This is a genomic window from Streptomyces sp. NPDC050433, from assembly GCF_044458565.1.
Taxonomy (GTDB): Bacteria; Actinomycetota; Actinomycetes; order Streptomycetales; family Streptomycetaceae; genus Streptomyces.
The window spans coordinates 91,604-110,185 of the sequence record NZ_JBITIB010000019.1 but is presented as its reverse complement, the minus strand read 5'-3'; the positions used below and the strand labels follow the sequence as shown (position 1 = coordinate 110,185).

The 18,582-nt window shown below is 70.6% G+C and carries 14 protein-coding genes; 10 read left to right on the top strand and 4 right to left on the bottom strand.

Features of this window, described 5'->3' with window-relative positions; all coding sequences use genetic code 11:
• Window positions 1-199: 199 nt before the first annotated feature.
• Both ACIBLA_RS23405 and ACIBLA_RS23400 read right to left on the bottom strand, forming a co-directional pair.
• Window positions 200-2,311: a DUF4429 domain-containing protein gene (locus ACIBLA_RS23405; RefSeq protein WP_399199739.1), complete on the bottom strand. Its 2,112-nt coding sequence runs from the start codon at window positions 2,309-2,311 to the stop codon at window positions 200-202.
• 163 nt (window positions 2,312-2,474) lie between these two features.
• Window positions 2,475-3,758, bottom strand: a complete 1,284-nt coding sequence (locus ACIBLA_RS23400) for a CAP domain-containing protein (protein ID WP_399199738.1) — start codon at window positions 3,756-3,758, stop codon at window positions 2,475-2,477.
• 263 nt (window positions 3,759-4,021) lie between these two features.
• On the opposite strand from ACIBLA_RS23400, the gene ACIBLA_RS23395 reads away from it, so the two are divergent.
• The 4 genes from ACIBLA_RS23395 to ACIBLA_RS23380 all read left to right on the top strand — a co-directional run bounded on the left by ACIBLA_RS23395 (window position 4,022) and on the right by ACIBLA_RS23380 (window position 8,408).
• Window positions 4,022-4,717 carry an SAM-dependent methyltransferase gene (locus ACIBLA_RS23395; RefSeq protein WP_399199783.1) on the top strand — a complete coding sequence of 232 codons (696 nt, stop codon included), beginning with the start codon at window positions 4,022-4,024 and terminating at the stop codon, window positions 4,715-4,717.
• A 126-nt stretch (window positions 4,718-4,843) separates the two neighbouring features.
• Window positions 4,844-5,920 carry a pyridoxal-phosphate dependent enzyme gene (locus ACIBLA_RS23390; RefSeq protein WP_399199736.1) on the top strand — a complete coding sequence of 359 codons (1,077 nt, stop codon included), beginning with the start codon at window positions 4,844-4,846 and terminating at the stop codon, window positions 5,918-5,920.
• Window positions 5,917-7,155: an ATP-grasp domain-containing protein gene (locus ACIBLA_RS23385; protein WP_399199735.1), complete on the top strand. Its 1,239-nt coding sequence runs from the start codon at window positions 5,917-5,919 to the stop codon at window positions 7,153-7,155. Before ACIBLA_RS23390 ends, ACIBLA_RS23385 begins: the two co-directional genes overlap by 4 nt.
• Window positions 7,152-8,408 carry an MFS transporter gene (locus ACIBLA_RS23380; protein WP_399199734.1) on the top strand — a complete coding sequence of 419 codons (1,257 nt, stop codon included), beginning with the start codon at window positions 7,152-7,154 and terminating at the stop codon, window positions 8,406-8,408. The genes ACIBLA_RS23385 and ACIBLA_RS23380 overlap by 4 nt, the downstream gene beginning before the upstream one ends.
• A gap of 33 nt (window positions 8,409-8,441) precedes the next feature.
• Here the strand turns inward: ACIBLA_RS23380 and ACIBLA_RS23375 are convergent, their stop codons facing one another.
• On the bottom strand, window positions 8,442-9,032 hold the full coding sequence (locus ACIBLA_RS23375; protein ID WP_399199782.1) for a sigma-70 family RNA polymerase sigma factor: 591 nt from the start codon (window positions 9,030-9,032) through the stop codon (window positions 8,442-8,444).
• 212 nt (window positions 9,033-9,244) lie between these two features.
• Complete coding sequence (locus tag ACIBLA_RS23370; protein ID WP_399199733.1) at window positions 9,245-9,913, bottom strand: hypothetical protein; 669 nt, start codon at window positions 9,911-9,913, stop codon at window positions 9,245-9,247.
• A gap of 204 nt (window positions 9,914-10,117) precedes the next feature.
• Here ACIBLA_RS23370 and ACIBLA_RS23365 point away from each other — a divergent pair, with 204 nt between their 5' ends.
• From ACIBLA_RS23365 to ACIBLA_RS23340, 6 genes are all read left to right on the top strand, one after another.
• Window positions 10,118-11,143 (top strand): ferric reductase-like transmembrane domain-containing protein, encoded by a 1,026-nt coding sequence (locus ACIBLA_RS23365; RefSeq protein WP_399199732.1) that lies wholly within the window; start codon window positions 10,118-10,120, stop codon window positions 11,141-11,143.
• A 120-nt stretch (window positions 11,144-11,263) separates the two neighbouring features.
• Entirely contained in the window at window positions 11,264-13,459 is a 2,196-nt protein-coding gene (locus ACIBLA_RS23360) for a hypothetical protein (protein WP_399199731.1), read from the top strand.
• A 35-nt stretch (window positions 13,460-13,494) separates the two neighbouring features.
• Entirely contained in the window at window positions 13,495-14,301 is an 807-nt protein-coding gene (locus tag ACIBLA_RS23355; RefSeq protein WP_363244629.1) for an FHA domain-containing protein, read from the top strand.
• 5 nt (window positions 14,302-14,306) lie between these two features.
• Window positions 14,307-15,440: a serine/threonine-protein kinase gene (locus ACIBLA_RS23350; protein WP_363244628.1), complete on the top strand. Its 1,134-nt coding sequence runs from the start codon at window positions 14,307-14,309 to the stop codon at window positions 15,438-15,440.
• Window positions 15,437-16,111: a hypothetical protein gene (locus tag ACIBLA_RS23345; protein ID WP_399199730.1), complete on the top strand. Its 675-nt coding sequence runs from the start codon at window positions 15,437-15,439 to the stop codon at window positions 16,109-16,111. Before ACIBLA_RS23350 ends, ACIBLA_RS23345 begins: the two co-directional genes overlap by 4 nt.
• On the top strand, window positions 16,104-18,578 hold the full coding sequence (locus ACIBLA_RS23340; RefSeq protein ID WP_399199729.1) for an Hsp70 family protein: 2,475 nt from the start codon (window positions 16,104-16,106) through the stop codon (window positions 18,576-18,578). Before ACIBLA_RS23345 ends, ACIBLA_RS23340 begins: the two co-directional genes overlap by 8 nt.
• Window positions 18,579-18,582: the final 4 nt, after the last annotated feature.

Below are 18,582 nucleotides of genomic sequence, written 5' to 3'. Positions count from 1 at the left end.
CAGATGGTGATCACAACATCCGACGCCCTGATCGTGGCGCGCCCTGGCCTTCCAGCCGTACGACGCCTTCCCGACCGGCCATCTGTCTCGAAGCGCCCTGGCCTGCCCACCGCGAGAGCCCGAACCCCTGGCAGCGCGGGGACGGAGGCGGTCTCTGGAGCCACGGGTCCGAGGAGAATGATGGTCGGCACGGTCGCTGTCAGCCGTTGATGAGAGGAAGGTCGGTTGGGAAAGGAGGAGGAGGGGACGGAGTGGTCGGGAAATTCAATCCGGGTATCGTCGATACGCGGGTCAGAGCCTCAAGGAGAGGCAGGCCACGGCCGATGAGGAAATAGAGGGCGGCCGTCGTCGCTAAGAAGAACAGCGCACGGCGTGTCCAGAAGACCGTCCGCCCATGGTTGAACTCCCGTAAATGCGGCAGAAGTCGGAATACAAGGCATGACTCCAGAGAGAAGAAACGCAGCACGAAAGGCATCCGCAGCCAGATGACCTGCGGGCGCCAGCCTTCTGAGAAGCGGATAGCGGCCACGAGCCGTTGGCGCGCCTGGCGGGGGACGGGGAGTTCAGGAAGCGGATGGGGCATAATCTGGGCAGCCCGCTTCTGGAAGGTCTCATACAGGCCGCGATTCCTGGGCACCAGGATAACGAACTGTTCCGGCCGCAACAGACTCACCGCCTGCTGAAGTTCCCAGAACAGCGACTCGCCCTCACCGCAACGCATCATGGTGAGCCGGCAGCTGGACATCAGTGTGATCACCGCAGGGCGCCAGTCCTCGTCCTTGACCCTGGCCTTCGCCGCTCCCAAGGTCTCGATTTCTTTGTCCAGGCAGATGAACGGCCCGATGCCCGCCATGGCTGTGGAGACCGCCTCTTCCTCGGTGACCAAAGAGCCGGGCCTGGAAGGCCTCCTGGCCTGCTTGTCGTTCTTGAACGACCGCAGATAGAGAATCGGCGGGCGGGGGTCCGCCAGCATGACGGCCCGTGCGTCTTTCGCCTGCTTCAGCAGACGCGCGCGCAGTGCTGCACGAACCAGCGGCCATACAACCAATGTGCTGGGTAAGGCGACGGCGAGGAATCCCACAGGCACGCCCGCGACGCGCGGCCACGCGGCTAGCCCATAGGCGCCGGCAACGAGAAGCAGCGAGAAGAAGACGAAACAGGCGAGTATCCAGGAACCGCATCCCGCCGCTCTGCGCCGCCGCGGTGACACGTCGTCCAGTGCCCCTAGCACGTCATGCTCCCGGCGAGAGACGTAGGGGGCAAGGACAAGGTGGGGCTGCGGGGCGCATTCTGGCTGTTTTGGGGTGGTTTTCTCACTGAAACCGTGACGCCGGTAAAGCTCCCGCCTCCCGGACCTGGCGGTCGCTCCACGCCTCAGACATGTGGCCCCCGACGCGTAGCCCCAGCGGAGCACGGCGTGCAGCAGTGCGTCCTCCACCGCCCGGACTTGACTGATACCGACGGAATGATCGACCTGGAGGTGCTCGATCTCCCGCACACGCGGGGAGTCGGGCGGTGTCCGGACACGGACCGATCCCGCCCCTTCATCTTTTCCCAGCTCGGCGCGAGCGGCGAACGCGGTGTGGTCGTCAGCGACGTGCTCCGTCCGTACCGTCACCCGCGACCGGGCCGCAGCCGTCGCTGCGTGAGCCTCCAGCAGCCGGGCCGCGAACAGCACATTGGCGCCCTCCCGCAAAGCGTTGAGGATCAGCGTGTCCGGATCGTTGAGCGGTTCAGTCTCCGAGGCCCCGTCGCCAGGGAGATGGAAGCGCAGAGTAGGAGAGGGGCGATGGACATAAGTGATGCCGTCGAGGGCGGCGAGCGGAATGACGCGTGGGGACCCGTCAATACCGTGGTGCGCGCCACCGCTGAGCCTGATGACACGGCCATCGAACTCCGCCCGACTGCGAATCCCCCGTAACAGCTGCGGCGGAGAAGGCACAGGCACCTGCGGCCCGGAGCCGCTGGGAGAGGCAGCAGTATGGATGGCCTGCAGCAATACACGGTGCACGTACTCGGCCTCCGGAAGCCGACTGCCGTGGAACCGGATCAGATAGGGATCCTCTGACTCTGGCAGCTGATCCCCGAGCGCCTCAGCCACAGCGTCCATACCGGAACGCGGAATGATCCGCAGCGCGCCCCACGTCGTATCGCTTCGCGGAGGACTGAGCACAGCGTCCGCAATCACCTGAATTGGAATCAGGCGGCCGCTCAGAGCACGCAGCAACGACCAGCGGGTTTGTCCCGAATACTTGATGACGCAACGCTTCCCGTCGAAGCCGAGGCGAGCAAAATCCCCCTTCAACTCCACCGGCAGCCCAGGACCACAGCCATCTTCCGGCCTGCCCTCTGAAGATAACGAGTCCATCCGGCGCCCCCGCTCTTCCCACCAACTCTTGCACCGGCCGCGAACAACCACAAGAGGTCCTGGAAGAGGCCGAGTTGAGTTCAGGTGTTCGCGGCCTTGGTCCGTGCTAACCCGACATGCCGAAGAGTTGCGTCCAGTACGTGCCCATCTCGCCTCCGCCGCGCAAGCCGATGCCTATGTGGGTGAAATCCGGCTTGAGGATGTTGGCGCGGTGTCCGGGGCTGTCCATCCAGCCACGGACCACCTCGGCGGCGGATCGCTGGCCGCACGCGATGTTCTCCCCGATGCCCCGGTGTCCGCAGCCTGCCGCGGCGGCCCGGTCCCAGGGCTGTCGGCCGTCGGGGCTCGTGTGGGAGTAGAAGCCTCGCGCGACCATCTCGTCGCTGTGCGCCTGTGCCGCCGTCGTCAGGCGGGGGTCGCCGGACAGGGGGCGCAGGCCGGCCGCCCCGCGCTCCGCGTTCGTGAGCGCGACCACGTCGGACGTGACGGCCGCCAGGCCGTGCGGGGTCAGCGGGCGGGCCCACACCGCCGTCCAGAAGATGTCGCCGTCGGGGGCCGGGGCGTGGGCGACGCCCACCTCCGAGAGGGCGGGGTCGCGCACCGTGCGGGCCATGCGGGTGTCGGTGAGGCAGTACGCCAGGAAGCCGGCCTCCGTGCGGGGGCCGGAGACCAGCTGCTCGGCGACGGTCAGATACGCGTAACCCTGGGCCGTGACCCGCTGGTATAGGGAGCCCCCCGAAAATCCCGAGACCCCCGAGCCGCCCGCGCCGAGCCGGCCCTCGGCCGCCATGCCCGTGCAGTGCGCCCGCGCCGCCGCCGCGAGACGGGCGTCGGATGTGACGGGCGGTGCGCCTGACCGTGAACGCTCGGCGTTGACCAGCGCGGTGAAGCCACCCTCGGCAGGGCTGTCCTCGGCCACCTCGATGCCGAAGTCGCGCGCCAACCCGGCCAGCCCGTCCGCGTAACCCTGGCCCAGGGCCCGCAACTTCCAGCCGCCGCGCCGGCGGTAGATCTCCGCGAGCAGCAGCACGCTCTCCTGCGACGTCGGGCGTGGTGGTGTGAACCGGGCAACACCCAGCCCGGCACTACCCGTCACCGACAGCATCGGCGCGGGCAGTCGGGTGAGCGGTACGGCCGGGTCGGCGGCGCTCACCACCACCGTGATCCGGCTCGCCCCGGCGCGCAGCCGCCCCACGTCCACCGTGACCGTGTCGGCCCGCAGACGCGCGCCGGGTGCCGACGGCTGGTTGTAGAAGACGAAGTCGCCGTCGCCGGAGACCTTTCCGTCCTCGCCGGTGATCAGCACGGACAGGTCGAAGGGCCCCGGCACCCGGATCGCGAGCGTGCCGCCGGGCAGCGACACATTCCCGCCGGAGATCAAGTCGAGCATCCGCGCATCTCCTCTCTGTCCACCCGTGAACGGCGGGCGCGAGCCGCAGGGTTCCCACGCCGACCGTCGTGGCCACCTCTCGCCAATTCACGCGCTCCGGGAACTCGGGCCCGTCACGCCGCGACAACTCATGAGGACGTGGACGGGAAGCACGAAGACACCACGAACGAAGACACCACGAACGAGGACACGCGGAGGCCGATGTGGCGACTGACGACGACTGGTACGACGACGACAGCCTGTGGGTCGACTTCGCCCCCGCCATGTTCTCCGGCGCCCGCGCCGAGACCGTCGCCGAACTGGTCAGGACCGCCCCGCTGCTGGACTTCCCGCCCGGCTCGCGGGTCCTGGACCTCTGCTGCGGCCCCGGCCTCTTCCTCGTCCCCCTCGCCGCACGCGGCCACCGGGTGACCGGCGTCGATCTGAGCCCGGCCATGCTGGAGCGCGCGGAGGCCGCCTGCCGGGAGGCGGGCGCGGCAGGCGTCACGCTCGTCCGTGAGGACATGCTCACGTACACCGCCCCCGAGGCCTACGACGTGATCCTCAACGTCTTCACCTCCTTCGGCTACTTCGAGGACGCGGACGACAACGTCCAGGTGCTGCGCAACGCGTGGCGAAGCCTCGCCCCCGGCGGCCGGCTGCTGGTCGACGTCATGGGCAAGGAGGTGCTGGCGGGCTGGATCGGCCGTCCACAGGCTGTGGATCTGCCGGACGGCTCGTACGTCGTGCAGCGCGACACCGTCCTGGACAGCTGGCGCAGGCTTCGTACGGACTGGACGCTCGTCCGCGGCGAGACCGCCCGCACCGCGTCCATCAGGTCGTTCCTCTACAGCGCCGCCGAGCTGCACGACCTGTTCGTGGCCGCCGGGTTCGCCGACGTCGAGTGCTTCGGGGACTTCGACGGCGGCCCGTACGACCAGAGTTCGCGCCGGCTGATCGTCCGGGGCGTGAAGAAGTGACGCCTCCGTACGAAGTGACGCCTCCGTACGCCCTCCACGCAGGACGCGGCCCGCCCCGCCCCATGTCCGCGCCCACCCCCGATGTCCGTACGCCACGCTCCCCCAGCCCTGGAGGGCCCGTACGTCATGCCCCAGCTCAGCCCCGCCACCCCCCGACTCTCGGTCCCCGTGCACGACCACATCACCGACGCCATGAAAGCCCCGGCCTTCCTCCGGCTCTCCGGGAACGTCGTGCTGGCCCGCTTCGAGACCATGAAGGTGTACGCGGCGCTCGGCGCCGTACGCGCGCTGCTCGAACGCGGCCGGGTCGTGCCCGGCCAGACCCTCGTCGACAGTTCGAGCGGCATCTACGCACTCGCGCTCGCGATGGCCTGCCACCGCTACGGCCTGCGCTGCCACATCGTGGCCTCCACCACCGTGGACGCCACGATGCGCGCCCAGTTGGAGGTCCTGGGCGCCACCGTCGACCAGATGCCGCCCTCGCAGAGCCTGCGGCTGGACCAGGAGCGGCGCGTCCGGCATGTGCGCCAACTCCTGTCCTCCCGGCCGGACTTCCACTGGATGCGGCAGTACCACGACGGCGTGCACCACACCGGCTACCGCGAGCTGGCCGCCCTGACCGCCGCCGCGCTGCCCGGCGCGGACCTGACCGTGGTCGGCACCGTCGGCACCGGCGCCTCCACGGGCGGACTCACGCGGGCGCTGCGCGCGGACGGCCGCACGGTACGGCTCGTGGGCATCCAGCCCTTCGGCAGTGTGACGTTCGGCAGTGAGGGCTTCAGCGACCCGGACGCGATCATCGCCGGGATCGGCAGCTCCATTCCCTTCGGGAATGTGCGCCACGAGCTGTACGACACCGTGCACTGGCTCGACTTCCGGCACGCCATGGCCGGTGCCGTCGGCCTGCTGCGGCAGCACGCGGTGTTCGCGGGGCTGTCCACCGGCGCCGCGCATCTCGTCGCGGCCTGGGAGGCGGCGCGTGATCCGCACCGTACGCATCTCGTCCTCGGCGCGGACACCGGACACCGTTACGCCGAGCGGGTTTTCGCCCGGCACGCCGAGGCGTCGGACCCGAGCGCGCTGCGGCCGGAACGGATCGACGAACTCGCCGAACTGCGCCCGCCCTGGGCCGTGATGGAGTGGGCCGGTCGGCCGGCACCGCCCGCCGCGGTCGTCACGTCCGAGAGCGAGGCGGGCCGATGACCATCGTCGCCCTGGAAGCACTCTCCTTCGGCCTCGGTCGTACGGCACGGGCCGCCCGCGCCGCCGGGCACCGGTTCGTGCTGCTGACCGGCGACCGGAGCGTGTACCGGCACGAGTTGGCGACGGAGGGCGGCGTGGACGTCATCGACGTCGACACCTTCGACCCGGACGCCGTACGCCGCGCCCTCGCGAACATCCCCGGCCTCGCCGGGCTGATCAACACGACGGACACCTGGAGCGCGCCCGCGGCCGACCTCGCACAGGAACTCGGACTACCGGGTCCCGATCCGGAGGCCGTAAGACTTCTTCGTGACAAGGCGCGCGTACGGCAGACGCTGCACCGGGCGGGGTTGAGCGCCGGGACGGCTGTGGCGGTCGAACCCCGGTCGGCGAGCGTCGAGTCGGTGCGCGAGGGCGTCGGGCTGCCCGCCGTGCTGAAGGTGTCCGCCGGGACGTCGTCGCGGGACGTGTGGATCGTGCACGACGAGGAGGCGCTTGAGGTGGCGCTGGCGGAGGCCGAGGAGCGCGGGCGCGCGCCGGGCGGGCTGAACGGGCCGCTGTTCGCCGAGCCCTTCCTCGCCGGGCCGCTCTACAGCGCCGAGACCCTGAGCTGGGAGGGGCACACGCGGCTGCTGGGTGTGCTGAGCCGGCAGACCTCGCGCCGTCCCGCCGTACGCGAGGAGGCCGCGGCCTTCCCGGTGGCCCTGCCCGCCGGCGAACTGACCGCGATCGAACGGTGGGTCGGCGACGTGCTCGCGGCGGCCGGGCACGATCAGGGCTTCGCACACGTCGAGTTCGTCCTCACCTCGCGCGGACCGGAGCTGGTGGAGATCAACCGCAGGATCGGCGGCGCCCTGGTCGCCGAGGCCATGTGCCGCACGCTCGACGTCAACGTCTACGAGGCCCTGGTCGACGTCACGCTGGGCCGGCGCCCACGCCTGCTCGACGCGCCGCTGCGACCGACCGGGCCGGCCGTCGCGTTCGTCCTCGTGTACGCGGACGAGCCGGGCGTCCTGGCCGGGTGGGCCGGGCTGGACGGCCTGAACGCCTTTCCCGGCGCGGTGAGTTGGTACCCGGTGCGGGCACCGGGCGACGCCGTGGAGCACGTGGGCGACCAGCGCGGCTGCACCGGCATGGTGCTCGCGGAGGCGACGACGGCGGAGTTGGCGCAGCACCGGGCGTGGAGCGCGGCGACGACCGTGCGGCCGGTGATGAAGACGGCCGAGGGTATGTGAGGGGGAACGAGCACGTCGTCTCCGCCCTGACGAGGGCTCAACTCTTCCTCCTCGGTGCCTCGTTCCTCATCACCCTCGGCAGCTTCGCCGTACTCCCGTACATGTCGGTCCTGCTCCACGACCGCTTCGGGCTCGGCCTCGGGGTGGTGGGCGCCGTACTGGCCGTCGCGTCGCTGGTGCAGTTCTCGGGCGGTGTCGTCGGGGCGGCGCTGGCGGCCAGGATCGGGCTGCGGGCCACGATGCTGGTGGCGCTCGCCGTACGTACGGCGGGCTTCGCCGCCTTCCTGCCCGGCCTGACGCGGCCGGTCGTCGCGGTGGCCGCGCTGTTCCTGGTGTCGTGCGGAGCCGCGCTGTACCTGCCCGCCAACAAGGCCTATCTGGTGGCCGGTTGCGGGCGGGAGCGGCGGCCGGGGCTGCTGGCGGCGAGCGGTTCCGCCTTCAACGCGGGCATCGCGCTCGGGCCGCCGGCCGCGGCGCCCTTCGTACTGACGTCACCGGCCGGGCTGTTCACGGGGGTGGCGGTGTTGTTCGCGCTGGTGGGGGCGGGACATCTGCTGCTGCCGTCGGTGGCGGACGGGACGGCACCGGCCGAGGAGGGCGTGTCGGCACGAGCAGCAGAGGAGGAAGCGGAACCGGCCCTCGGCCGTCGTCAACTCCCGCTCCCACCCTTCGCGTTCACCGTCCTCGCCGTCTACGTCTTCATGTTCTTCCAGCACTACCTCGCCCTCTACGCCGTTCCGCGCACCTCAACCGCCTTCTACGGCGCCGTCCTCATGGGCTACGCGATCCTCCTCGTCGGCGCCCAGCCGCTCCTCGCGCGAAGGCTGGCCGCGCTCCCGTACGCCGCCGCGCTGCGGATCGGTTTCGGCGCGATGGCCGCCGGTACGGCCGTGCTCGCGCTCGGCGGCCGGGCGGGGATCGCGGTCGGCGCGGTGCTGCTCTGCCTCGGCGAGATCGTCCTCTTCCTGAAGAACGACCTGGAAGCGCTCGAACGCTCGACCGCGCCGTCCGCGACGGTCTTCGGCAGACAGCGGCTGGCGGCGGGGCTCGGCGCGTTCGCGGCGGCTGTGGTCGGCGGACAGCTGTACGGGGTGGCCGAACGGGCCTCGGCGGTACCGGTGTTCTGGCTGGTGGTCAGCGCGCAGGCGGTGGTGCTGCCCGTGCTGCTGGTGGCGTGCGTGGCGGCCGGGGCCCCCGCGCGGGCGGCGAGCCGGTCGAGGCCCGCCACCCGCGCTGAGCCGAAGAGTCGCTGAGTCGCCGAGTCGCGACGACGGCTGCGTCACACGTCACACACGCATGACCATCACCGCCCTCTCCGCGCTCTCCGCCCCTCGTCCTTCCCGACGCCCCTCGTCGTCCCACGACCACACCGCCGCGAGATCCCGCCGCGCGCGTGCGACGCGCGAGCGGATCGTGCCGACCGGGCAGCCCAGCGCGTCGGCGGCCTCCGCGTACGAGAGCCCCAGGAGCCGGGTGAGCACGAACGCCTGACGGCGCCCCGGATCCATCGAGGCCAGCGCGTCCGCGAGCGCCACCGACTCCTCGAAGCCCGGCAGATGCCGCGGCTGGGCGCGGTCCGCCACGGTCACCCAGTCCGTGGTGTCGGCGATCCGGGGCCGTACGGCCGCACGCCGGTAACGGTCCACGACCACGCGTCGCGCGATCGCCAGGAGCCACACGCGCGCGCAGGAACGCCCCGCGAACCGCGCGAGGCTCGCCAGCGCCCGCAGATAGGTCTCCTGGGTGAGATCGTCGGCGCCGGGCACGTCGGAGCTGAGGTGCACGACGAAGCGTCTTACGTCGTCGTACGTGGCGCGTACGAAGAGTTCGGCCGCCCGCCGGTCACCGAGGCCGGCGGCCAGGGCCCACGCCGTGATCTCGGAGTCGGCGGCGGCGGAGGCGGTGGCCGCGTCGTGACTGGCGGGATTGTCGGCGGGTGCGAGCCCGCCGATGGTCGGATGTATGCGGGTGGGGGGTATGCGTGTGGGCACGGGTGTGTGCCGGGCAGCAGGTATCACAAAACGTCCTTCGCGTCCGGGCGCCTTGGCCCGTGGAATCAGAGCGGTGGAGTGGTGGAGCGGAGAAGCGCTCAGGACGGAAGGAGTGGCGGCCCGCGCCGTGACACGACGTGCAGGGCCGGGAGTTGGGCCGGCGGCCGGATCGGCCGGTATGCGACAGGTGGCGTGAGTACGGGGAGGTGCGCCGCCCCTCCGCCGCTCAGTACCGCATGGGCGAAGCGGAGCCGCTCGTACGCGAACAGCCCGAGAGTGCCCATCAGCCGTACGAACGCGCGGTCGCCGCGCCACAGCCACCAGCCGCACACGAGGCCGGCGAGCAGGTGGGCGCCGAGCATGCCGGAGGTGAGACCGGAATCGGCGAGCAGCCCGGACACACCGTTCAGGCTGAGGAGTTCACCGAAGACCTCGTGCGGCATCTCGCCACCGCCCCGGCCGCCTTCGTGGCTGCCGCCGTGTTCGCCGTGGCCGCCGGCCGGACGGGGATGCAGGCCGCTGAACGCGGCGTGCAGCAGCAGTTGTCCGGCGGCGCTCGCGGCGACGATCACGGCGCCGCCGCGTTCCCTCCGGGCCAGCAACCAGCCCGCACAGCACACCGGCAGGAAGGCGAGGGCGAGTACGCGCGGCGGCAGCGGGCCGCCGGACGACAGGGCGTGGCCGAGCCCGGACACCAAGACACACACGGCGGCGAAGACCGCGGTGCGTGCGAGGCGGAGTGCGGGTCCGGCACCCATGGCCGTCATGGTGCCAGCGTGACACGGCGGTCGGGAAAGGCCACCTGATGGGCATACATCGGATGTTCAGGCGCTATGCGAGGACAAGGATTTGGTGTGATCCAGCTCACATCACGGCCTCGGGAACTTCTCGCACCCGCCCACCGACACCTCCAACAGTACGACCGCGCACCAATCCGTACGACGGAAGATGACGGAACCGGAGACCGCCCGATGAATCCGCCCCCAGAGCCCGTGACGCCCGACGCAGAGAAGACTCCGGCCTCGCCCCCGGCGGCCACCCCGGCAGCCACCCCGGCTTCGACTCCGGCCTCAACTCGGGCGACGACCACGCCGCGCGTCACCCTCCGCTCCGACCTGCGCGCGAGCTGGCTCGACGGCTTGGTCGCCCTGGTCGTGACGGCAGCCGTCTTCGTCGTCCTCTACATACGCATCGAGTCGGAGATGTCGTCCACCCTCACCGTCATGCCGTTCATGGCGGACACGAGCGAATTCTGGATGTACTACCTCAGCCAGGCGTTCGGCTGGTCCGCGCTCCTCTGGGCCTGGGGCACCGTCATCATCGGCCTGCTGCTCTCCGGCCCGCGCCCCGCCCGCCTGCCGCTCTCCGGCCCCCGTCTGGAACGTCTGCACCGCACCACCAGCCTCAACACGATCGCGCTCATCGTCGCCCACGCGCTGCTGTTCGCCGCCGAGCTGATCTACCAGGACACCGACTCCTGGCCCTCACGGCTGGGCAGCGCCGTCCTGGAGACGTTCATCCCCGGCGGCTACAACTCCGGCACCGGCGTCTGGGCCATGCCCATCGGCCAGGCGGCCCTCTACCTCTCCATCCCGCTCGGCCTGCTCTTCTACGTACGCCACCGCATCGGCCCGAAGACCTGGCGGGTCCTGCACCGCTTCGTACTCGTCGTATACGTGCTGAGTGTCTGGCACACCCTGCTGTACGGGACGAACGTCTGGTACGACGGGGCCTTCCGCAACACCGTGTGGCTCCTTCAACTCCCCATCGCCGCACTCTTCCTGCTGCGTCTCCTCCGCCCCGGCCGCCGCTCGGAACGTCTCGCGTCGCCGAGCGCGCACCGCGGGTCGAAGGCCGGCTGGAGTCTGCGGCTGACGGGCCGGGTGGCGGCCGTGGCCGTCATCGGTGTGCTGATCGCGGTGATCGCGTCAGGGCGCGACGGCGGGCGTACGGTGCCGCCGGAGGACACATCGTCCACGCACGTGCACGACGACTGACGCAGAAGCCCACCAGGCTGACCAACAGGGCCGCCGCCCATGTGAATTCCATGCGGTTGCCATGGAGCACCGCACCTCCGATCGCCATACTTTCCAGAGGGAGAACCACCACCCCTCGACATGGTCGATTCGGAGCGTGCTGTGATCGACGAGACGACAACGGGCCTGCTGGAGGCGGCAGGTCCGCAGATGTACCGGCGGAACTCGTTCCGTATCACCGGCCTGACCACGACCGCCGACCGGCGGACCGTGCGGCAGCGGCAGCAGCGCATCACACCTGCCCTCGAACTCGGCGTCGACGTCGACCTCGGGCACTCGCTTCCCGTCCGACTGGACGACGTCCGCGGCGCTTTCGACCGCATACTCGGTGATCCGCGCCGCCGGCTGGTCGACGAACTGTTCTGGCTCTGGGACGGCGACGGGGACGCCAACTCCAAGAACGGGACGAGCACACGCACCTGCGCCTGCCCCGCGACCCTGCACCACGACCACGACGCCGCCGTACGCGCCCACAGCGCCGCGCTCGACCTGGAGGTCGAGAACGACGCCCTGTCGTCCTCCGGCCGAACACTCGCCGAGGCCAGCCAACACTGGTCCGACGCCTCGCGGTTGTGGGGCCAGGTGCTCCGCCGCGCCGTGTTCTGGGACCACGTACGGCACCGTATCGCCGAACTCGACGACCGGCAGCTCGACGAGTCCGTGATCGACACGCTCCGGGACACGCTGCCGACCACCCTCGTCAAACCGCTCATCGAGCTGGCCGCGGCGGCGTCGACGCCCGCCGACCGGTCCCGGCTCGCCGTCTACGCGCGCGCCTGGCCCCTCGTATCGACCAGCACGGTCGACGACCAGCTGGAGGACGCCGCCGGGCCGCACTACGAGTCGCTGCGGGCGACCGCTAAACGGGCGTCGTCCCAGTTGGAAGGGGGGAACTGGGACGGCGCCGCGGCCGAGACGTACGACCACGCCCTGCCCGCACTGGCCCGGCTGGAGGCGATGGTCCCGTACGCCAGGCACCGCCGCACCGCGAGCGCCCGCAACGACATCGCGGTGCTGCTCAACAACTGCGCCACCGCCGCCATCGACGGGCTCGGACCGGCCGCGAACCTGAACGCGTCGAAATGGTTCCGTACGGCGGGCGAACTGGCGACGGACCCGGTCACCCAGCAGACGATCAAGACGAACCGTGACGGGCTGCGCGACATGATGGCCACGTTCACGCAGATCAGGACGCAGGTCGACCAACTGGTCGCCGCCGGCCGTATCCACATGGCCCGGACGCTGCTGCTGAGCGTCAAGAGCCAGCTGGCCGGCGGACCGGGGTCCGAGGAGATCGACCGGATGCTCGCCGGTCTCCGGGTGCAGCCCGGTGCGTACACGCCGCGCCGCGGTGGCGGCGTCCGGGCACTGGCCTGGGCCGTGCTCCTCGCCCTCGGAGTCCTCTTCGCCTTCTGGGCTTCCGGGCTCTTCGACGGCGACGACGGGGACTCGGGCTCGGCGCCGTCGAGCGGCGTCGCCGTCGTGGCGGCGGCGGAGATCACGGACAACAGCCCGGTGGGCAGTTGCATCGAGCAGGAGGCGGACTGGGAGGTCGGCGAACGCGAGGTGGACGTCGTCCCGTGCGACGACGCGCACTGGGGCGAGGTGGTGGCGTACGTACCGCTGGTGGACACGGAGTCCAGGTTCCTGACGGCGCAGTATCCGGGGATCGACCAGGCGGTGGCGCTCTCCCGCTTCCGGTGCGAACGCGCCCTCGCCGAATTCCGGCCCGACGACACGGTGATGACGGTCAAGTACTCGACCCCGCCCGAGGAGAACTGGGATCCGTCGGGGCCGACGCTCGACGAGTACACGACGTGCGTGGCGCACCGGCGGGACAACCAGAGCATGAGGGCGGCGGACCGGATAAGCGTGGACAGCACGGCCTTCGCCACCTCCGTGCCGATGGCCACGTTCGCGGCGAACATATGGGACAACGCGCCGGTGGGATCGTGCGTCGAGAGCAAGGCCGACCTCACCGTCACGACGGCGGATCTGCCCATCGTGCCGTGCGACGAGCCCCATTGGGCCGAGATCGTGGGCTATCCCGTCCTCTACGAGGACCCGGGCGCGAGCAAGTGGCCAGGTGACAAAGCTGTTTACGCGCGGGCGAAGGCGGCGTGCGAGGATCGGACGCAGGGCCTGCTCACCAGCGACCTGCGCCTGCACGTCACCTACCCCGCCGAGGACTGGTGGGACGGTCAGGACCGGCCGGTCTACGCGATGTGCGCCCTGTCCTACGCGGCCGACAACACCTTCACCGGCGGCTGGCGATGACACAGTTGCCGGACGCACGACTACCGATGATGACCATGGAGGAGCGACGGGTGGCGGGGGTCAAGGGAGCGGCTCTGCGCGTGAGTTCGCCGGAGGGCGCGCAGTCCGTTTTCGAGTTGAGCGGTGTGTCGGTCACCGTCGGGCGGGCCGTGCCCGAGCGGGCTCCGGACGTGGGTCTCGGACCGGACCCGCAGCGCTGGGTCGGCCGGCTGCACTGCACGCTCGACTTCGCCGACGGCATGTGGTCGGTGACGGACAACGCGAGCGTCAACGGGACGCTGCTGAGACACGGCGAGGCCATAGAACGCCTCCAGGCGCGCAAGCGCATCCAGCACGGGGACACGGTGCTGATCCTCGGCGACATGGACCCCGAAGGGGAGCCGGTGTACTGGGAGTTGACCTTCCTGGACCCGCACACCACACGGCCGGCGCCGTTCGGTTCGCCGTCGGACGTACGCCACACCGGACCGTGCCTGCGGTACGACTGGGTCGCCGCCAGGGCGTACCGCAACGTGGACGGCGAGGAGACGCTGATCACCGGACTGCGCCCGCAGGGGCACCAGTTGCTGCGCTACATGGCCGGGCGCAGCACCAGCGGCGCGGCCGTGGCCTGTGAACACGCCGAGCTGATCACGGCGTTGTGGGGGGCGCACGAGGAGTGGGCGCCGCACCGCTCGTACGACAGGGCGGACATCGCGACCGTCGTACGGGCCGTGCGACGGTGCGTGGAGACGGACCCGTCGAATCCGAAGATCCTGGAGACGGTGACGGGGATCGGGTACCGGCTCAACGTCCTGGCGGGCGGGGCCGGTTCGGGGACCACGGGGGAACAGGGGGCGTAACGGCGATGACACTGCTCGTCAGTGGTGACCGGGTCAGCGACACCCTCGTGATCGACCGCCCGCTGGGCGAAGGCGCGTTCGCCGAGGTCCACCGGGTGCGCCACGAGTATCTGGGCTGGCAGGCGATGAAACTGTTCAAACGGGTCGCCTCCATGGAGGAGACCGTACGGATGCTGGACGAGGCCCGGCTGCTGTCGACTCTCGGGCACCCGAACATCGTCCGGGTCTTCGACGCGAACACGGTGCGCACACCGGAGGGGGTACGGGGCTTCTTCACGATGGAGTACGTCGCCGGCGGCAGCCTCGAACGACTGGCCGCCGCGCACAAGTCGATGGTGCCCAGGGATCTGGTCGCCGAGGTGATGACGCAGATCGCCGCCGGTCTGGCGGTGGCGCACGAGCAGGACCCGCCGATCGTGCACCGGGACGTGACCCTGGCCAACGTCCTCGTCGGCTACGACGGAACGGGCATGCGCGTGCGGGTGAGCGACTTCGGGCTGGCCAAACGCGCCGACCCGTTCACGCATCTGGCCAGCGCCCAGGGGACGTACGCCTTCATGGCGCCCGAAGTGATGCGCAACCAGGGCTATTCGTGCGCCAGCGATGTGTGGTCGGTGGGGGTGATCGCGTATCTGCTGCTGACCAACCGCTTTCCGTTCCACCAGGGCGGGGAGGAATTCTCGTCGTTCTCCTTCGGCCGGTTCAACCGGTCGCTGCTCCCGCCCAGCAGCTACAACGACGAGGTCGACGAGGACCTGGACCGTATCGTGCTCGCCACGCTCGAAATCGACCCGCAGAACCGGCCGGCCACGGCTCAGTTCCTCGCGGACGCGCTGCGCGAGCGCGCGGAGTCCATGGCGGGCGCGAGTGGGGGTGGGGCGCCCGACTCTTCCGGGTCCGGGGCTTCGGGCACCGCTCCGGAGCCGGCGAAGGCCGCCGCCACCAAGCGTCCCAACACCAACAGGCCGCCCACGCAACGCGCGCGGCGGCTGGCCGAAGAAGCACTCGCACTGGCCCGCTCGCCGGGGGAACTCGACCGCGCCGCCGACCTCATGGAGGAGGCCGTCAACTTGTCGCCGTACCTGCGCGACCTGCATCTGTCCAAGCTCACGCTGTGGCGCCGGGGGGTGATGATGTGAGCGGGCGACTGTCACGACTGCGGGAAGACCTCAAGCAGCGCCGGCACCATCGCGCCTTCCGGATCGCGCCGCTGCCTTCGGACGAACTGTCGCACGAGGAGTTGGAGCGGCTGCTCGCGTCGGTGGCGGCGGCGGGAGAGGGCGGCGACGCCGAAGAAGCCCAGCCCCCGCCCGCCGACGCTGTGCCTGCCGACGCTGTGCCGGATGAGAAGGCGCCGGACGAAAAGGCGCTCGACGAAAAGGCGCTTGCCGAGGCCGCGACCAACCTGTGGCGTGCCCAGCGCAGGCTCAACCGCCAGGGTGAGGCGGCGTCCGCGCGCTCCCGGCAGACCGGCCGCTATCTGCGTACGTGCCGCGAGGCTCTGGACGAGGCGGGTCTGCTCGTACAGGAACACGAGGGCGACGCGTACCACCCCGGCCGCTCGCTTGAGGCGCTGGCCTTCGAGGAGGACCCGTCGCTGGCGGCCGACACCGTACGCGAGACCGTCCGGCCGACGATCTATCTGCACGGCCGACGGATCCAGATGGGCCAGGTGATCGTCGGGGGCCCGCCCGTGCCGGTGTCCGCGCCCGCGCCGGAGCCACCGCCGGCACCGGTCCCCGCCGCAGCACCCTCCCCCGTCTCAGAAGCACCGTCCAGCTCGCACCACGAGAGGACCGATCATGCGTGACACCGTCGACTTCGGTATCGACCTGGGTACGACCAACAGCGCCATCGCCGTCGTCGAGGGCGGAGGCGTGTCCGTCATCAAGAACAACGACGGCTGGGACATCACGCCTTCGGCGGTCTGGATGCCCAAGGAGGGCAGGATCCACGTCGGACGCACGGCGCGCGAATGGGTGGAGAAGGACCCGGCCAACGCCACCGCCGAGTTCAAGCTGGAGATGGGTCTGGCCGACTCGCGGAAGACCTTCGAGACCGCCGGAATCTCCTTCACGCCCCCACAACTCTCCGCCGAGGTGCTGAAGTCGCTGCGCGCGGACGCCACACACCACTGCGGCACTTCGCCCGAATCGGCCGTGATCACCGTCCCCGCGGCCTTCGCGCTGAACCAGAACAAGGCGACCATCGAGGCCGCCCAGCTCGCCGGATTCACCGCCGCGTGCCCGCTGGTGCAGGAGCCGACGGCGGCGGCCTTCGCGTACGGCTTCCAGGACGCCACCGACCGCGCGTACTGGATGGTGTTCGACTTCGGTGGCGGCACCTTCGACGCCGCGCTGGTCAGCAAGCGCGACGGCGACCTGCGGGTGCTCAACCACGCGGGAGATCCGTACCTCGGCGGAAAGCTGATCGACTGGGCGCTGATCGAGCGGCTTCTGGTGCCCGCGGCCGTCTCGCAGCTCGGGCTGGCCGAGCTGCGCCGGGACAACCCCAAGTGGCGTGCGAACTTCGCGAAGCTGAAGCGCGCGGCCGAGGACGCGAAGATCCACCTCTCCCGGCGCGACCAGGTGGAGCTGCTGGTCGACCTCAACGACGGTGACGGCAACCCGGTCACCTTCGAGCACACTCTGACCCGCGGTGAACTCGACGCGGTCGCCGAACCGTTCTACGTCCGGGCGATCAACCTGTGCCGCGACGCGCTGGCCGAGGCGGCCCTCGGCCCGGACGACATCGACCGGCTGCTGCTCGTCGGCGGCGTCACGCTCTCGCCCGGCCTGCGCGAGCGGCTGGCCGACCCGCGGCACGGCCTCGGGATCGAACTCGACGTCAGCCTCGACCCGACCACGGTCGTCGCCCGTGGCGCGGCGATCTTCGCCAGCACGGTCCGCATCCCGCAGTCGAAGTCGGCGCCGGTCCCGGCGGGGCAGTTCGCCGTGGAACTGTCGTACGAGCCGAGTGTCACCACCCTTCAGCCCACCGTCGGCGGACGCCTGCGCGGCGAGCAGACGAACTGGACCGGCTACACAGTCACGTTGAACAACCCCAACGGCCAGCCGCCGTTCCGCTCCGCCGCCATCGCGGTGAACGCGGAGGGCGTCTTCGTCACCGACGTGGCCGTCGACCCGCACACCACGTCGAAGTTCTTCGTCGAGCTGACCGACCCGTCGGGCGCCCGGTGCGAACTCACCTCCAACACCCTGTCGATCACCCATCGGGACCTGGAGTTCGGCGGCGTACGGCTCGCGAACTCGCTCGGCATCCAGCTCGCCGAGCAGGTCTTCGCGCCGATGCTGCGCAAGGGTGCCACCCTGCCGACCTCGGTGCGTGAGGTGTTCCGTACGTCGGCGGCCCTGCACCGCTCCGATGCCGACGCGACGATCCGGATCCCGGTCATCCACGGCGAACGCAGCCGGGCCGACCGCAACCGCACGGTGGGCATGCTGGAGATCCGGCCGCGTGACATCCGGATCGACCTGCCGGCGGGCAGCGAGGTCGAGGTGACGGTCGAGGTCGACAGGTCCAGCATGGTGACGGTGGTCGCCGATGTGCCGCTGGTTCAGGCGCAGTTCGAGGCCGAGATCGACCTGGACAACATCCGGACCAAGGACCCCGAGGCGCTGCGCGGCGACTTGGACGAGGCGGAGGAGCGGCTGCGGGTGCTGCGCGGGTCCGTGGCGGACGCGGGCTCGGCGGACGCCGAGCGGCGGCTGGCCAAGCTGGACGAGGAGCGTTCGGTCAGCACCGCCCGCGATCAGGTGGAGGCGGCGGCCGTGGACAACGGCGCCGCTGCCACGGCGGAGGAGCGACTGCGCGACCTCCAGGCCGAGTTGGACGACATCGCGGACGCGGTGGGACTGCCCGGTCTCGTTCGGGACCTGCGAGCCGCGCTCGCCGAGGCCGACGAACTCGTGCGCCAGTACGGCGACACGGCCGACCGGCAGGAACTCGCGGCGATCCGGAGCCGGTCCGACGAGGCGATCAACGCGCAGGACTCGGTCGCCGTCCGGGGACTCATCGACCGGACGGGGTCGCTGCTGTTCGAACTTGAGCGGCGCAGTCCGGACTGGTCGGTGAAGCTCTTCTACACGCTCCAGGAGATGCTCCGGTCGTCCGGGCAGGCGGGGCCGCTCATCCAGGAGGGGCAGCGCGCCATCGCGGCGAACGACCGGCAGGGCCTGGACGCCGTGAACCAGCGGCTGTACCGGCTGCTGCCGAAGGATGAGCAGGACAAGGTCGTCTGGCTGGGCAGGGCGTGAGCGA

Coding starts and splice junctions, on each gene's coding strand:
- ACIBLA_RS23400 (WP_399199738.1), bottom strand. CDS start 3,758: ATGCTCGACTTGATCTCCGGCGGGAATGTGTCGCTGCCCGGCGGCACG.
- ACIBLA_RS23395 (WP_399199783.1), top strand. CDS start 4,022: ATGTTCTCCGGCGCCCGCGCCGAGACCGTCGCCGAACTGGTCAGGACC.
- ACIBLA_RS23390 (WP_399199736.1), top strand. CDS start 4,844: ATGCCCCAGCTCAGCCCCGCCACCCCCCGACTCTCGGTCCCCGTGCAC.
- ACIBLA_RS23385 (WP_399199735.1), top strand. CDS start 5,917: ATGACCATCGTCGCCCTGGAAGCACTCTCCTTCGGCCTCGGTCGTACG.
- ACIBLA_RS23370 (WP_399199733.1), bottom strand. CDS start 9,913: ATGACGGCCATGGGTGCCGGACCCGCACTCCGCCTCGCACGCACCGCG.
- ACIBLA_RS23365 (WP_399199732.1), top strand. CDS start 10,118: ATGAATCCGCCCCCAGAGCCCGTGACGCCCGACGCAGAGAAGACTCCG.
- ACIBLA_RS23360 (WP_399199731.1), top strand. CDS start 11,264: ATGGTCGATTCGGAGCGTGCTGTGATCGACGAGACGACAACGGGCCTG.
- ACIBLA_RS23355 (WP_363244629.1), top strand. CDS start 13,495: ATGGAGGAGCGACGGGTGGCGGGGGTCAAGGGAGCGGCTCTGCGCGTG.
- ACIBLA_RS23350 (WP_363244628.1), top strand. CDS start 14,307: ATGACACTGCTCGTCAGTGGTGACCGGGTCAGCGACACCCTCGTGATC.
- ACIBLA_RS23340 (WP_399199729.1), top strand. CDS start 16,104: ATGCGTGACACCGTCGACTTCGGTATCGACCTGGGTACGACCAACAGC.